General features: G+C 58.5%; 10 protein-coding genes. 7 read left to right on the top strand and 3 right to left on the bottom strand.

Features of this window, described 5'->3' with window-relative positions:
* Positions 1 to 88: 88 nt before the first annotated feature.
* The 3 genes from ACR0AG_RS08460 to ACR0AG_RS08450 are packed head-to-tail and all read left to right on the top strand — an operon-like array spanning position 89 to position 7,349.
* Positions 89 to 1,804, top strand: a complete 1,716-nt coding sequence (locus ACR0AG_RS08460) for a ShlB/FhaC/HecB family hemolysin secretion/activation protein (RefSeq protein ID WP_480837856.1) — start codon at positions 89 to 91, stop codon at positions 1,802 to 1,804.
* Positions 1,805 to 1,841: 37 nt separating this feature from the next.
* Complete coding sequence (locus ACR0AG_RS08455) at positions 1,842 to 5,393, top strand: two-partner secretion domain-containing protein (RefSeq protein ID WP_480837855.1); 3,552 nt, start codon at positions 1,842 to 1,844, stop codon at positions 5,391 to 5,393.
* A gap of 54 nt (positions 5,394 to 5,447) precedes the next feature.
* A complete protein-coding gene (locus ACR0AG_RS08450; RefSeq protein ID WP_480837854.1) occupies positions 5,448 to 7,349 on the top strand; it encodes a caspase family protein in 1,902 nt (633 codons plus the stop codon).
* Between the two features lies 1 nt (position 7,350).
* On the opposite strand, the gene ACR0AG_RS08445 is transcribed toward ACR0AG_RS08450, so the two are convergent.
* Positions 7,351 to 8,406: an OmpA family protein gene (locus tag ACR0AG_RS08445; protein WP_480837853.1), complete on the bottom strand. Its 1,056-nt coding sequence runs from the start codon at positions 8,404 to 8,406 to the stop codon at positions 7,351 to 7,353.
* Between the two features lie 205 nt (positions 8,407 to 8,611).
* Here ACR0AG_RS08445 and ACR0AG_RS08440 point away from each other — a divergent pair, with 205 nt between their 5' ends.
* On the top strand, positions 8,612 to 10,030 hold the full coding sequence (locus tag ACR0AG_RS08440) for a caspase family protein (protein WP_480837852.1): 1,419 nt from the start codon (positions 8,612 to 8,614) through the stop codon (positions 10,028 to 10,030).
* Positions 10,031 to 10,058: 28 nt separating this feature from the next.
* On the opposite strand, the gene ACR0AG_RS08435 is transcribed toward ACR0AG_RS08440, so the two are convergent.
* Positions 10,059 to 11,468, bottom strand: coding sequence for a pyridoxal phosphate-dependent decarboxylase family protein (locus tag ACR0AG_RS08435; RefSeq protein WP_480838149.1), 1,410 nt, complete (start codon positions 11,466 to 11,468; stop codon positions 10,059 to 10,061).
* A 96-nt stretch (positions 11,469 to 11,564) separates the two neighbouring features.
* Entirely contained in the window at positions 11,565 to 12,458 is an 894-nt protein-coding gene (locus tag ACR0AG_RS08430) for a GlxA family transcriptional regulator (RefSeq protein ID WP_480837851.1), read from the bottom strand.
* 122 nt (positions 12,459 to 12,580) lie between these two features.
* Here ACR0AG_RS08430 and ACR0AG_RS08425 point away from each other — a divergent pair, with 122 nt between their 5' ends.
* From ACR0AG_RS08425 to ACR0AG_RS08415, 3 genes are read left to right on the top strand one after another with little or no spacing between them, the layout of a single operon-like run.
* Positions 12,581 to 13,741, top strand: a complete 1,161-nt coding sequence (locus tag ACR0AG_RS08425) for an acyl-CoA dehydrogenase family protein (protein WP_480837850.1) — start codon at positions 12,581 to 12,583, stop codon at positions 13,739 to 13,741.
* A gap of 2 nt (positions 13,742 to 13,743) precedes the next feature.
* Positions 13,744 to 15,759, top strand: coding sequence for an acetate--CoA ligase family protein (locus ACR0AG_RS08420; protein ID WP_480837849.1), 2,016 nt, complete (start codon positions 13,744 to 13,746; stop codon positions 15,757 to 15,759).
* A 3-nt stretch (positions 15,760 to 15,762) separates the two neighbouring features.
* Entirely contained in the window at positions 15,763 to 16,542 is a 780-nt protein-coding gene (locus ACR0AG_RS08415) for a carnitinyl-CoA dehydratase (RefSeq protein ID WP_480837848.1), read from the top strand.
* The last annotated feature ends 4 nt before the right edge of the window (positions 16,543 to 16,546 follow it).

Below are 16,546 nucleotides of genomic sequence, written 5' to 3'. Positions count from 1 at the left end.
AGACCTTGCGCTGTAAAGTCGTTTAGGATTTGTTTGCTTTAAATAAATTTATTTTCACGGTCGGGTAAAAGTTGGGGCACCGCAGAAAATGACCATTATCCGACAGCTATCCTGTCTGGCGTTTGTCGTTGCTGTTCTTTGTACAAGCTTTGCACAAAGGGCCGAGGCGCAAAGTGCCTCGAACCTGGCGCCTTCGACCTTTCAGCCACAGAATCAACGCAGTACTGGGCCGGTAACGGTTGCACGTGATCCGGGTGCTGCAGCCCCGCGTGGCGCCGATCAACTTTTCGTGACAATTGGCGCGGTTCAGATCGAAGGCGCGCTGCCCCAGATGGAAGCCGCGAATGCCGGGTTCTCGGAGCGGCTGACCGGAAAGCGCGTCGCGGTCTCCGAAGTGTTCGCTGCGACCAGCCAGCTGGAAAGCGCCTATTCGAACGCGGGCTTTGTCCTTAGCCGCGTGGTTTTGCCCCAACAGACCCTGCGTGATGGGGGTACCCTTCGGATTGTCGTGATCGACGGGTTCATCGAACGGATCGATGCCAACAAGGTTCCGGATCAGGCAAAGGCGCGGGTGGTCGAGATCACAAAGCCGCTGATCGGGCGAAAAGGCATCAAGCTGCAGGAAATCGAGCGGGCCTTGCTGTTAGCTGGTGACACGTTCGGTATTCGCCTGGCCTCGACCCTGACAGCAGGCGATGCGCGGGGTGGCACGGTTCTTATTCTGGACGGACAATTCAAGCAATACACAGGCTCTTACGGGTTCGATAACACGCTGTCGGACGAGCTTGGCCCGGTTAACCTGAGCCTGGGTTTTGAGGTCAACGGCGCGCTGGAGTTGGGTGAAACTTTCTATTTCCGCGCGGGCGGATCGCCTGTGCGCTATTTCTCGGACGATGCACAGTATCGCATCCTTGCAGCGGGGGCTGTGTTCCCGATCGGCTATGATGGATTGACGTTCAACGCAGAATTGACCTCAAGCAAGGCGCAACCGGATACCGATTTCATCCCGAATGAAAGCACTTTCGAGCGGTTTTCGCTGCGTTTGTACTATCCCTGGATCAGGACACGTCGGCTGAATTTCTCCTCGCAGCTTATTCTGGACCGGGTCAGCGACTCGCAGGATATTCTGGCGCCGACAACGAACCTGCCGGTCTATGACGATGATCTGAGCGTTCTGCGCGCCACGGCGGACGCCAGCTGGAACTACGAAAACGGTGGTTTCTTCCGCGCCGGCGCGGTGCTGTCCCGCGGTCTGGATGCCTTTGGTGCCAGCACATCGATTGGCCCTGGCGACACGCCGTTGTCGCGTCAGGGGGCCAGCGCGGAATTCACCAAACTTGTTCTGTCGGCGCAGTATCAGCGCCCATTGAGCGCAAACTGGTCCCTTTCAGTGAACGGGCGCATTCAGGAAAACTTTGGCGATCCGCTGGTGACATCGGAACAGTTCAGCATCGCCAGCTCGGGCGAGTTGTCCGCCTTTGATGCAGGCGCGCTGCGCGGCGATGACGGATGGGTATTCCGCACGGAACTGGGCCGGTCGCAACAGGCTGAAGTTTCTGGGTTCCCGCTGATTTTCAAGCCGTATTTGTTTGGTGCGTATGGCGTGCTAGGGTTGGAGCAGCCAACTATTTTTGAACAGAGCACCACGAAAGCCTATTCGTATGGTGTTGGTATTGATTTGTTTTCAGTTGAGGACTCGGCCTATCGGTCAGGGTCGCTAAGGCTGGAGTATGGGAGAGGTGAACGCGATGATCTGGGCGAAGACGGAGATAGGTTCAGCATCGTTGCAAGCCGCCGCTTCTAAGCGACCTTTGGCTGCGACAGCGGTTTTCAGTTTTGTCGTGTCGGCGACGGCGGTGCTGTGGGCGACCACGGCATTGGCCCAGAACCTGCCAAATGGTGGCAAGGTTGCCTCGGGCAATGTCAACATATCCAAGCCGAACAGCAATCAGTTGAACATCAATCAGGGATCGAACAAGGCGATCGTGAACTGGAACGGGTTCTCGATCGGCAGCGGATCTCAGGTGAACATTCGCCAACCCAATTCCGACAGTGTCATTCTGAACCGGGTGACCGGGGATACCAGCAGCCAGATCCACGGTCAGCTCAACGCCAATGGTCAGGTGCATCTGGTCAACCCTAACGGGATTTTCATCGGTCCTACGGGGCATGTCAGCGCATCGGGTTTTGTGGCGTCGACCCTGGATATCACGGACGAAGATTTTCTGAACGGTGCCTATCGCTACAATGGCAACGGCCATTCGCAAACTGTTGAAAACGCCGGCGTCATCTCGATTGGCCGTGGTGGCTATGCCGCACTTATCGGTGGGCGGGTCAAGAACTCGGGCCTGATCCGGGTTCCGTTGGGCAAGGTTGGTCTTGGAGCGGGCGAGCAGGTGACACTGGACGTGTCCGGCGACGGGTTCCTGCAAGTGGCGGTGCCCTCAGACAGTGACGATGAGTCGATGGAAGCGCTGGTCACAAACTCTGGCCGCATCGAAGCGGATGGCGGCATTGTCCACCTGCAGGCCGCCAGCGCCCGCGATGCCGCGCGGCAGGTCATCAACATGTCCGGTGTGATCGAGGCCCGCACCGTCAGTGGCGTTTCAGGCGCGGTCGTTCTGGGCGGCGGCGGTGGCGCGGTTGAGATCAGCGGTAGCATTGATACCTCCGCGGCGGAAACGCTTGTGACCAGTTCTCTCAGGCCAGTTGCGCGTCCACAAAGGGGTGGCGACATTACGGTGACAGGTGAGGCGATCACCCTGACCGGAGCCACGTTAGACGCCAACGGATCCGGCGCGGGTGATGGTGGCTCTATCCGCGTGGGTGGGGATTATCAAGGCGGCGGCGACCTGCAAAGGGCGCAGACGACAACCGTTGACGACGCAAGCGTTCTGAGAGCCGACGGCGGCGAAACCGGAAACGGGGGTCGCATCATTGTCTGGTCAGATGTGTTCACCGAATTCTCCGGCACCAACTCGGCGCGTGGCGGTGATTTGGGCGGCGATGGCGGCTTTGTCGAAGTCTCAGGCAAAGAGAGCCTGCGCTATGCGGGATTTACCGACACACGGGCCCCGAATGGCGAAGCGGGCACGTTGCTGTTGGACCCGACAGACATAGTGGTGTCCAACGATCCAACGGCAACGATTGATGTTGCCACGATTCAGACAAACCTTGCAGGCGGCAACGTGACTTTGACGACCGCAGGCGCAGGCGCGATCATCAGCTTTGACGGCACAACGTCGTTGGGGGGTAACGACACCGAAGTCGGCAATATCACGATTGATGACTCGATTTCCTGGGCCAGTGGCTTTGATTTGATCCTGTTGGCGGACAATAACGTGGTCATCAACGCCGCGATCAACGGCCCGGCTGGCGGCTTAGTTATCGACGCGGCGGGTATCATCACCACCGGACCGGCGGGTACAGTAAATGTTGGGACCTTCACACTGATCAATGGGTTCTGGCAGCAGGTCAGCAGTGTCTTGCCCGCCTTCGCTGCCGGTGATTTCACGATCGATTCCGGGGCGAATTTCCTGCGGGCAACCGGTGGCAGCGGGTCTGCCAGCAACCCCTATCGGTTGACGGATATCTACGGTTTGCAGGGCATCGGCGGATCCAGCCTGAACGACCTGAATTTTGAGCTTGTGAATGACATTGACGCGTCCGAAACCTCGGGTTGGACCAACGGTTTTGAACCTCTCAATTTCAACGGAACGCTTGAAGGCAACAGGCATTCAATTGACGGGCTCTTTATCGACACGTTCAATTTCGGCGGGCTGTTTGAATTCCTCGATGGCACGGTCCAGAATCTGAGCGTCACCAATGCGAATGTGACGTCAGATGGCGGCGGAATTCTTGCGGGTTCCAGTGACGGGACGATTTCGGGCGTCATGACATCGGGCAGCTATACCAGCCGGAACTTCGAAGCAGGCGGTCTGGTTGGCACCAATTCGGGAACGATTGTCGACAGCTTTTCTACCGCTACGGTCACCGTGGTGACCACCGAAGCGGATTTTGTTTTGGCGGGCGGCCTTGTGGGCGAGAACACGGGCACAATCCGGCGCTCGCACAGCACAGGATCTGTGGCAGGCCTTACTGGCGGTGACTTTGACGTTGGCGGTCTGGTTGGCGAAAACTCCGGCCGTATCATAGATTCCTATTCGCATTCGGATGTTTCCGGTGTGAACCAATCCAGCGCGCCGGGTGATGATCTGCGGTTCGGTGGGCTGGTCGGTTTCAACAATGGCGGGACAATCACGCGCACCTATTCAACGGGCTCGATTGACTATTCCGGGCTGGGCACGCCCAATACCGGCGGGCTGGTCGGGGTCAACACCGGCAGCGTGAGCGCGTCGTTCTGGGACAGAAACACCTCGGGTGAAAGCAGCAGTGCGGGGGGTACGGGCCTCAGCACATCCCAGCTGCAAGATACCGAAAGCTTCTTTAACCGCGCCTCGCGGCAGGGTTGGAATTTCCGCACGACCTGGGCACCGGGCAACGGCAGCACCTATCCGGCGAATTACACGACCTCGCCCGTGATTTTTGTCATTCCGGACGAAATCACCACGACGGTCAGCGACGTGTCGACCGTAACGGCCACAGGTACGGTTTACGGCGGTCCGTCGGTCTATCGGTTCGGCCCGTCAGGCGATTCGCTGAACACCGACTCTGTGTTCGGAACCTTGAATTTTGCCAGCACGGATGCAGGAACGACGACCTTTACGCTGAACGACGGAAATCTGGTTAGCGCAGATGGGCAGGTCTATGTTGTCTCGGCGCTGCCAGGCACGGCCGTCATCGTCGAGGATGACATCGATATCGGTATCCCGCCAACCCCGACGGTTGAGATCACGCCAACTGTCGATACCACGATCAACAGCGGTGGCGGCGGCGGAACCGCGGTCACGACCGTGTCTGACGCCGAGGCGGCGCTGGCCACGGTTGAAAACGCGTCGCAGGAATTTGACAGCGAAATTGCCGCCTGTGCAGAAAACGGCGAAGACATCAGCGCCTATATGGCCTGTCTGGCCGAAGCAATGGACGACTATGCCGCTGATCTGGACACAATCGTCAAGGGCCTGCCCGCGGGGCTTGAATCTGTTGGTGATATCATCCGCGGGGCAAGCGCAGGTGTTCGCGCGGCAGGTGAAGAAGCCAACCGCCGCCTTGCGCTTGCCACAACTGCCGAGGAGCGCTCCGCGATCCGCCGCGAAGCCGTTCAGCAGGCGCGCCGCGAGATTCGACAAGCGCAACGGGAGATCCGCAAAGCCATCACTTTGATAAGAGCGACCGATCCCGAGCTTGTCAGCATCCAGAACGAGCAGGTAGAAACCATAGTGGCGGCTGTTGGTCAGGCTGAGATCGGACTGACGCGCGCGATTGGTCTGTAACCCTTTCAGAGGCTTGTAACAGTGTCATTGCTTCGGGTTTTTGCGGTATTTCTGATGACGGTCCTGGCCGCTGGTGTGGCCTGGGCAGACAAGCGTGTCGCTCTGGTCATCGGGAACTCGGACTACGAGACGATCAACCCGCTTGATAACCCGATCAACGATGCCTCGGATCTGGCGATTGCGTTGGAAGGGCTGGGGTTTGATGTCTTTCTGGGCATCGACCTGACGCGCGAGGAAATGCTCTCGCTGGCTGAATCCTACGGGGCAACGGCCGCGGATTCGGATGTGTCGCTGCTGTTTTATGCAGGTCATGGATTTCAGGTGGATGGGCGAAACTATCTGGTGCCCGTAGATGCTGCGTTGTCTTCGGCGGCGGATATTCCGGACCAGACCATCGCGATGGAAGAATTTGTGGGCCGGATGGAGCGGTCCGATGGCATTCGGCTGGTGTTCTTGGATGCCTGCCGCGACAACCCGTTTGAAGATACCGGGATCGATGTGGGCGGCGAAGGTCTGGCCCGTGTCGGCAGCGCGGCGGATTTCATGTTTGCCTATGCCACGCAGCCAGACAATGTGGCCTTTGACGGCACCGGTCGAAACAGCTTTTTCACCGAAGCTTTGCTGAGCCACATTTATACGCCGGGTCAGGATATCTCGGACCTGATGATTTCGGTCCGCAAGGACGTTCTTGCATCGACCGGCGGGCGCCAGATCCCGTGGGACAATTCCTCGCTGACGCGGCAGTTCCGTTTCGACAACAGTCCGGTTACCGCATCGGAAGAGACACTGCTTTGGCAGGTTGCCTCGAATGCGCAGGATTCCTCGCTGATGCAGCTTTATGCGGATCGGTATCCGCAGGGCGCGCATATGAACGAGGTGATGGCATTTCTGGACCGGGCCGGGCAGGGCGAGACCCTGACGCGTGCCCTGGATGTTGGGGAACAGGACGATCAGGCTGAACGGCTTTGGAAACTGGCTCAACGCAGCAGGATGCGGCCATTGCTGGAGTTTTATCTGGAGCAATACCCGAACGGATCTCATGCCGTGCAGGCGCAGCGGCTGATCGATTCCATTCCAAGGCCCGAAGACAGTACCCCTGGCGGCATATGCGAGCGTCTGGCGACGCATCCCAGGGATCGGACGGCCAGCATCCCCGGCGTGCCGTTCACGCGATTGCAGGAAAACGCGATGACGGCGATTCAAGCGTGCAGCGCGGCGGCGGCGCAATCTCCGGACCTGTCGCATTATGTTGCCCTGCTGGCGCGCGCAACGATTGCCGCAGGCGATGTGGATCGGGCGGTGACCTTGTACAAACAAGCGGCGGCGGAGGGCGACCTGCGCGCCATGGTTTCGCTGGCGCAGCTGCACGAAAGCGGGACCGGTGTTCCGCAGGATGTGAACCGCGCGTTGGAACTTTATGAACTGGCCGCCCAAGGCGGCAGCGCTGATGCAATGATCAACCTTGCGGTAACGCTGTTTGAAGGGCAGGTCCTACCCAAAGACGATACCCGCGCGATTGCCCTTTTGCAGCAGGCCGCAGACGGCGGGTCGGCCAAAGCAACATTCAACCTCGGGGTTCTGGCGCAGGACGGGATTACCGGCCAGCCATCGGATGCGTTGAGCTATTTCCAAAGGGCGGCCCGTGACGGAGAGTTTCAGGGTTATCTTGCTGCGGCCATCCTTCTGGATGAAGGACGTGGTGTTCCGAAGGACCCAGCCGAAGCGGCGCGCACATTGCTGCGCGGTGCGGCTGAGGATGACGGTGCCATCATTGACCAGTTATCGCTGGCGTCCGACCAATGGTCACGCGAGACGGTGACCGAAGTGCAAAAGCTGCTGCAAAAGGCCGGGTATTACGACAGCACAATTGACGGGTTGCCCGGACCGAACTTTATCTCGGCGCTGCAGAAATGGCGCAGCGGCGGGTTCGACCCGGTCATTCTGGCGTCGAACTGAGCTAGTTCACGGGCACAAATTCGATACGGCGATTGCGCCGTTTTCCGTCCGCAGTGTCATTCGACACCACCGGACGGCTTTCCCCGTACCCAACCGTCACCAACCGTTCCGGCGCGATGCCCTGATCCACAAGGTAGGTGTTCACGGCCTGCGCGCGACGTTGGCTCAGCGTCTGGTTTGCCGCATCCGACCCGTCGCTGTCCGTATGTCCGCCAATCTCGATCTTCAGGTCCGGGCACCGGCTGACGATGTCATGCAGGTTGGTCAACAAAGGAATGGAGTCCTGCGTCAGGCGCGCACTGCCCGAGTTGAAATAGATATTGCCGGTGCGCGACAGAATCTCCATGCGCCCTTCACAGGCCTCTCGGTCCAGATCCCCTTTGGTTTCCAGCGCCGCTGCCCCAGGTGTTGCCGCGGCCAGTTCAAGCTGCGGCGGTGTGCCCGCCTGCGCCCTGTCAAAGACAAACCCAAAGCTGACAAATCCAAACGGCAGGATGTCAACGCCTGCGGCTTCTTCCAGCTTTGCGCGCCCTTCCTCAAGGTTGAAATCCGGCAAGGCGATTGCGATGGGTGTGGTGTTGGACACGGATACCCGGTCGTTGTCGATCAGCGAAATCGCAACCTGCGCGACCCGATCCTGCGACAGACCGTGCAGTTGCAGGGTATAGGGCAGCTCAATTATCTTGTGCCGGGTCTTGTGCAAGTCCACCAGCTCATCGGCTGGCAGCTGAGTGGTGATTACGGCTTCGGGGAAGTTGAAGGTCTCGAAGAACAAAAACCGCATCCGCACGTTTCGCAGGTCGATATTGGTGTCGACACTGTCCATCTGAATGCGCACTTCGGCTGCACCTTCAGGGCTGATCACGCCAGAAAAGGTGGCAAAACCGCTGTTTTCGGCGACGGAATTCTTTTTTACCGACAAAAACTGCAATTCCGAGGCCTCGGCATCCAGTTTCCAGCCATGTTCAAACGGGTCCGCGCTTTGAGCAAATGCACCGGTTGCGTGCGCCAGCAGGCCTATGGCAAAAATGTTTCGCACTACGGTTGAACGCGGCATTGGCGGCCCTCTCTCTGCTTGAACCCACCTTCGGGATATGTCAGGCGAAGGTCACAAGAAAGCCAAAATGGACGAATAGAACAAAACGAAAGCACATGATGCGCGTGGGTCACGGGCGTCATTGATGCAAGGCAGAGGATCAGGCGTGTCAGGAATATACAGAGTTTTCTGTGTCGTTTTTTCCATTTTTTGGGCTGCGCAAGCGGTGGCCGAACCGCGCATTGCGTTGGTCATCGGCAACTCTGCTTACGGGTCAGTTTCCGCGTTGGACAATCCTGTGAATGACGCAAAGCTGATCAGCGAAAAACTGAGAGAGCTCGAGTTCGACGTTCGTCATCTGTCTGACAGCAACCAGATCGAAATGAAGCGGGCGATTGCGCAATTCGGCCGTGATCTGCGGAATGGCGGCGAAACGGCAATTGGCCTGTTCTATTACGCCGGACATGGGGTTCAGTCTTTTGGTTCCAACTACCTGCTGCCGGTGGATGTTTCGCTGAGCGATCCCGCCGATCTTGATTTGATGGCGGTTGAGGCGCGCTCGGTCCTCCATCAGATGGCTTCAGCCAAGAACCGGACCAATATCGTGATTCTGGATGCCTGCCGGAACAATCCGTTCGAACATCTCGCCGACATGGACGACAACGGTTTGGCGGAAATGAAGGCACCGACAGGGACGTTCCTGGCCTATGCGACGGATCCGGGTGGTGTCGCTTTGGATGGCGAAGCCGGCAACAGCCCCTTCACGCTGAGCCTTGCGGAACATATCAGCACGCCGGGCATGGCGATTGAGCAATTGTTCAAGAAGGTTCGCGTTGACGTGTTGGATGAGACACGGGGCCTTCAGACGCCTTGGGATACCTCGTCTTTGACGCAGGATTTCGCCTTTGCCATTGAAACGGAAACCAAGATCGTCGCCGCGCGCACCGAGGCGGAGCACTGGCAAGAGGCCATAACCTCGCGCGATCCCGTTCAGATCATGATGTTCCTGCGCAGCTACCCCGAAAGCGCTCATGTTGACGAGGCGAACGCGCTGTTGCAATCGGTCCTGGCGGAATCCTTCGGCACCGTTTTGTCCGGAACGCCCGCCGCGGAACCCGTGCAAGAGCCGGTGCAGGAAGCGACCGAAACAGATCGACTGATGTATGAGTTGGCGCAAACGGATGACACGATCCATTCATACGAAATCTACTTGCACAGTTTCCCGAACGGGGCCTTTTCAGAGGACGCAAGCGAACGGTTGGCTGCGTTGCGCGACCAGGCGGGGAAAGTGACGCGAAAGGCCGAGCCCAGCGGCGAGGCCGCCCAGCCGGATGAGACTGAACAGGCCAGCGCCGTCACGCTGCAATCTGTGCTGACGTTCGGAAACAAGTACGTGCGCGGCAAAACAATCGAACAACTGGTTGCAAGCTCTCCTCAATTCCCACCGATTGACGGGTTGCCGGACGAGCTTTGGAAAGGTCAGTCCTGCGCCAATTGCCATCAATGGACCTCCGAAGCGCTGTGCGATCAAGGCCAGACCTATATTCAGCGTCCAGCTGCGGGGAATGTCACCAAACAGCATCCATTCGGAGGTGGGCTAAAAGTCAACCTGCGCCGATGGGCTCTGGACGGGTGTCAGGGCTGAAACCGGGGTTAGCGCTTCTCCGCAGGTGTCAAAGCGTCTGAGGTTGAATGTTTTGCCAGATTTCCTGAATCACATTCGGGGCCATCAAGACATGGTCTCGGGTCGTGTCGAATTGCCCAACGGTAAAGCGGATCACCTTTTGGCCCTGGAACATCCCTTGTGTCAGATAGATGCGCCCATCGTCATTGATCGCGTCCACCAGACGTTGCTGCATTTCGTCATCACCGGGGCAGCGAAAGCTGAATAGGCTCAGGATCGGTTCGGACGTGATCGTGAACCCGTCGGTGGCGCGCAGAATCTCGCAGACCTCATTGGCCCAGGTCACATGGTTTCGGATACGGTTGCGCAGCTCTTCCAGCCCGTATGAACGCAGCAAAAACCAGATCTTCAACGCACGAAAGCGGCGACCCAGCGGGATGGTCCATTCGGAATAGTTGGTGACCTCGGCCCCGGTTGTCTTCAGGTATTCGGGTTCGATTTTTAGTGTGTTGAGCTGCGGCGTGGCGTCCGCCAAAAACTGAATGGCGCAGTCGAACTGCGCACCCAGCCATTTATGCGGATTGAAGACAATCGAGTCGTATTGATCGGCGCCTTGCCAAAGTGCTTCGCGAAACTCTGGGCAGATCATGGCCGATCCGGCCCAGGCGGCGTCCAGATGCGTGTAGAGATCATATTTCTTTGCGATCGCATTCACAGCCTGCAGATCATCACAGGCCCCGATCCCGGTTCCGCCGGTAATGGCGATGATTCCCGCCGGGACGTGACCGGCGGCCAGATCGGCCTCAATCGCGGCTTCCAATTGGGCAGGCTCCAGCCCGTGTGTCGGGCCCGACGTGTCGATCTTGACCAGATTGTCCTGCCCGATACCAGCGACCCAGCAGGCCCGATCGATTGAGGAATGCACCTGATCTGAGCAATAGATGCGTAACGCGCCCTTGTTGCTCAACCCCTCGCGATTGCCGGTAAATCCGGTCGCGCGTTCCCGCATCGTCAGCACAGCAGACAACGTTGCCGAAGACGCGCTGTCCTGGATCACTCCGGTCATGCCGTACGGTAAACCCAAGGCCTGACGCAACCAATCGACCATGACGCCTTCGACCTCGGTCGCGGCGGGTGAGGTTTGCCACAACATGCATTGCGCGGCGACTGTGGTGACCAGCATCTCTGCCAACATCGAGGGTGGCGCGGCATTGGCTGGAAAGTAGGCAAAGAACCTTGGGTGCTGCCAATGTGTGATTCCGGGCATGACGATTTGTTCAAAGTCGGTCAGGATGGATTGCATATCCTCGCCGCCTTCCGGCGGAGCGGCGGGCAGTTGCGCCGCGATGTCGCCGGGCGCGGTTTGCGCGCGAACAGGGCGATCGGCGATGGTCTTGTGATAGTCGGCGGCCCAGCGACTGATATGCTGCCCCCAATGCGAAAACTCATCCCAATCCATGATCACCTCGTCGCGATTTTCCTTGATCCACATCCATAATTGTTAACGAAGCAACTATTTAAGGTCCAGACATTCGTTTTAGGCCGGATACAAACGTTATCCTAAATTACGATAAGCGCTCGGGGTCTGTCCAAATTCGGCTTTGAACGCGCGGGTCATGGCGCTTGCGTTTTCGTAACCGCACCGGTCAGCGATTTCGGTGATAGAGTGATCCGTTTCTTCCGTAAGCCGACGGGCAAGGTTCAGGCGCAGGCGACGGTATAGGGCTTGTGGTGTCATTTTTAGCTGAATCCGCACGCGTTTCTCGATTTTCTTTTGCGAAAGTCCGATTTGTTGTGCGATTTCCTGGATTTTCAGCGGCGTTTCCAGATTTTCCTGCATCAGAGAAAGGGTTTTGTTCACCACTGAATCCTCAGTGCGCAAGGGACGCTTGTTCTGATCTGTCGCTCCGCGACTCATCAGAAGATGCGAGACCTCCATCGACAACAAGGCCCCGTGATCCGCGCTGATCAGTGCGGTGGAAAGATCAAAAGCGGCCATGGCACCAGAGCAGGTGACCCGGTCGGCATCGATGACAAAACGGTCCCGAACCGCGTCCACGTTGGGAAAGGTCTCTTCGAACCGCGATAGCTCATCCCAGTGGATGGTGGCGCGGTGGCCGTCTAAAAGCCCCGCCTGGGCTATCAGCCAGCTTCCTGTATCCAGCCCCGCCACTTGTTTGTGACGCTGCGCAGCCGCACGGATGGCGCGCAAGGTGCTGGCGGTTCCAAGCTGCAAATACCCGTAGGACGGCATGATCACCAGGAAATCGCCGGTCTCCGCTCCCAACGCGGCATGAGGCGAGACCTGCAACCCGCTTGAGCTTTGCACAGGATCTTGGGTTGGGGCAAAGAAACGCCAGGCATACAGCTCTTTCCGGGCAAGTGTGTTTGCTGCGCGCAGCGGCTCGACCAAGTTGGCCAGGCAGTGGTTCGAAAACCCGTCAAACAAGAGAATGTTGAATATGCGTGGCAAAATTTTCCTAACTCTGCACAAGAAACGGCGAAGTCTGCACGCCAATTTCTAGTTACCTGCTGTTTCATCCGTCAACCACTCTTTCAAGGAGCCGCCCGATGAATTTTGGCCTGTCCGACGAGCAAGAGATGATCGTCTCTACCGTGCGCAGCTTTGTCGAAAACGAGATTTATCCGCACGAGGCTGAGGTTGAGCGGTCAGGGCAAGCGCCCCATGAACTGGGGCAAGAGATCAAGCAAAAGTGCATCGATCTGGGGTTTTACGCCTGTAATTTCCCCGAAGACGTAGGCGGTGCTGGCCTGTCGCATCTCGATTTCACGCTGGTCGAGCGCGAGTTGGGACGCGGTTCCATGGCGTTGACGCATTTCTTTGGGCGTCCGCAGAACATTCTGATGGCGTGCAACGAAGACCAGCGCGAGCGCTATTTGCTGCCGGCGGTGCGTGGCGAAAAGATGGATGCCCTTGCGATGACCGAACCGGATGCGGGATCGGATATCCGGGGCATGAAATGTCAGGCCGTTCAGGATGGCGGCGATTGGGTCATCAATGGCTCGAAACATTTCATCTCAGGTGCCGAGCACGCGGATTTCTTCATCGTTTTCATCGCGACCGGCGTGGATGAGACCCCGAAAGGACCCAAGAAGCGGATCACCACCTTTCTGGTCGATCGCGGTACACCGGGGTTCGAGGTGCGCGAAGGGTATAACTCCGTCAGTCACAAGGGCTACAAGAATTACATCCTTTATTTCGACAATTGCCGTCTGCCGGATGCGCAGGTTCTGGGTGAGGTCGATGGCGGTTTTGCCGTGATGAACGAATGGCTCTATGCCACACGCCTGACCGTCGCCGCGTTCTCTGTTGGTCGGGCGCGTCGCTGTTTTGACTACGCGCTGAACTATGCCGCCGAGCGCAAGCAATTTGGCCAGCCCATCGGCAAGTTTCAGGGCGTCGGGTTTCAGATTGCCGACATGATCACCGAAATAGACGCCGCCGATTGGCTGACCCTATCTGCAGCCTGGCGTCTGGATCAAAACCTACCCTCAAACCGTGAGATCGCATCAGCCAAGCTTTACGCGTCCGAGGCGCTGGCGCGGGTTACGGATGCAACCTTGCAGATCTATGGCGGGATGGGCCTGATGGACGATTTCCCGATTGAGCGGTTTTGGCGGGACGCCAGGGTTGAACGTATCTGGGACGGGACCAGCGAAATTCAACGCCACATCATCAGCCGTGATCTACTGCGTCCTTTGGGGGCTTGAGCATGGCGAAAGACCTCAGCCGTCTTTTGCGTCCTGCGTCCATCGCGGTGGTCGGTGGCGGCGCCTGGTGTGAGCAGGTTGTTCGTCAATCCGAACGGATGGGGTATTCCGGCCTTATCTGGCCTGTCCATCCGAAAGCTGCCGGAGTTGCAGGCCACGCGGCTTTTGCGGGTATCGAGGATTTGCCTGCGGCCCCCGACGCGGTGTTCATCGGCATCAACCGCCGTGCCACGATTGAGGCGGTAAAGCTCTTGTCCGACATGGGCGCGGGTGGAGCTGTGTGCTTTGCCTCCGGCTTTTCAGAGGCTGCCGCTGAGGATGACAGTGGTGACGGTTTGCAGGCGCAATTGGTCTCGACGGCGGGGGATATGCCGATCCTTGGGCCAAACTGCTATGGCTATATCAACGCGCTCGACGGGGCTTTGTTGTGGCCCGATCAGCACGGTGCGGTGCCGGTGGACAAAGGCGTTGCGATTCTGACGCAAAGTTCGAACATCTCGATCAATTTGACCATGCAGCAACGGGCTCTGCCAATTGCTTACATGGTCGCTTGTGGCAACATGGCCCAGACCTCGCAGGCCGAGATCGCAGCGGCACTGATCGACGATCCGCGTGTTACCGCGGTTGGCCTGCATATCGAAGGGTTCAGCGATCTGCGCGAGTGGGAGGCGCTGGCGGCAAAGGCGTGGGACAAAGGCGTGCCGTTGATCGCGCTCAAGGTAGGGGCGTCAGAACAGGCGCAGGCTGCCACTATTTCGCACACAGCATCGCTGGCGGGCAGTGACGCAGGCGCGCAGGCGTTTCTGGACCGATTGGGCATCCCGCGCCTGTCATCCTTGCCCGAACTTCTGGAGACGCTGAAACTGTTGCACTGCTATGGTCCCTTGCCGGGCAGCAATATCGCCTCAATCAGTTGTTCGGGGGGCGAGGCCAGCTTGATCGCGGATATGGCGGTCGGAACCGGGCTGCACTTTCCGGACCTGACAGATGACAAGACAGACCGTCTGCGCGCCGCACTGGGACCCATGGTGGCACTCAATAACCCGCTGGATTATCACACATATATCTGGCGCGACGCGGCTGCGATGGCCGAGGCCTGGTCCGGCATGACGGGCGACGATATTGATCTGACCTTTTCCATCGTTGATTACCCCACAACCGACCCGACGGACTGGACGTGCGCAACCCAGGCGGCCTTGCAGGTTCGAAAAAATACCGGCGCCCGCTTTGCCATCGTGGCGACCCTGCCTGAATTGTTGCCGGTTGAGGTTGCAACCACTTTGATGGAAGGCGGCGTTGTGCCGTTCATGGGCTTGCAAGAGGCGCTTGCGGCGGTCCGTGCGGCTGGTCAGGTTGCGGCCCCTTCCGCGTTGCCGGTTTGCCTGCCGGGAAAGCGCGACGCCAAACAAACGCTGACCGAGGCTGCGGCCAAAGAGGTGCTTGCTCAATACGGCGTGCCGGTGCCCAAAAACCTTGAGGTCAGGAGCGCAGAACAAGCTTTGGCGGCGGCGCAGACGCTTGCTGCGCCCTTGGCCGTCAAAGCTGTCGGATTGGCGCATAAATCCGAACACGGCGCTGTCCGTTTGCACGTGCCCGCCGCACAAGTTGCCGAAGTTGTCGCGCAGATTGACACGGATATATGCCTGATCGAGGAAATGGTAACCGACGCCGTGGCCGAGCTGTTGATCGGCGTCATTCGTGACCCAGCGCACGGTTTTGTCCTGACGCTTGGCGCAGGGGGCGTGTTGACCGAGGTTCTGCGCGACACCGTTTCCCTATTGGTTCCGAGCTCCGATGATGACATCCGCGCTGCATTGGCTCGGTTGAAGATCGCCCCTTTGCTGTCAGGCTATCGCGGCCAACCGGCGGCTGATATGGATGCGATACTGCGCGCTGTGCAGGCAATTCAGGCCTATGTCCTGCAACATGCCGATACGCTTTGCGAAGTCGAGATTAACCCGCTTCTCTGCACGCCGGAAAAGGCTGTTGCGGTGGATGCCCTGATCCGAAAGGCCTGAGACATGGACCCGATCAAAATCCGGCGCGAGGGCGCTATTCTTGAGGTCACACTGGACCGGCCCAAGGCCAATGCGATTGATCTGGCGACCAGTCGGGTCATGGGCCAGGTCTTTGCCGAATTTCGGGATGACCCCGAATTGCGTGTCGCCATTCTGACCGGTGCCGGCGACAAATTCTTTTGTCCCGGATGGGATCTGAAGGCCGCAGCGGATGGCGACGCGGTAGACGGCGACTATGGTGTAGGTGGTTTCGGCGGCCTGCAAGAGCTGCGCGATCTCAACAAGCCAGTTATCGCAGCTGTTAACGGAATTGCCTGTGGCGGCGGGTTAGAGCTGGCGATCTCTGCCGACATGATCCTGGCGGCGGATCATGCGACATTTGCCTTGCCGGAAATTCGCTCAGGCACAGTGGCCGATGCGGCAAGTGTCAAAATCCCCAAACGCATCCCCTATCACATCGCGATGGAGCTGCTGTTGACCGGGCGCTGGTTCGATGCCGAAGAAGGCCACAGATGGGGATTGGTCAATGAGATCATCCCAGCCGATCAACTGATGGACCGCGCTTGGGAGCTTGCGCGTCTCTTAGCCTCCGGCCCGCCGCTGGTTTACGCGGCCATCAAAGAGATTGTGCGCGACGCCGAGGATTCCAAGTTCCAGGATGCCATGAACCGCATCACCAAACGGCAGCTGCGCAGTGTCGATGTTCTCTATGCCAGCGAGGATCAACTGGAAGGCGCGCGGGCTTTTGCGGAAAAGCGGGATCCTGTCTGGAAGGGAAAATAGCCCG

The organism is Ruegeria sp. H6 (genome assembly GCF_056532975.1).
The sequence above is the reverse complement of the archived record's forward strand: the minus strand, read 5'-3'. Positions and strand labels throughout refer to the sequence as shown.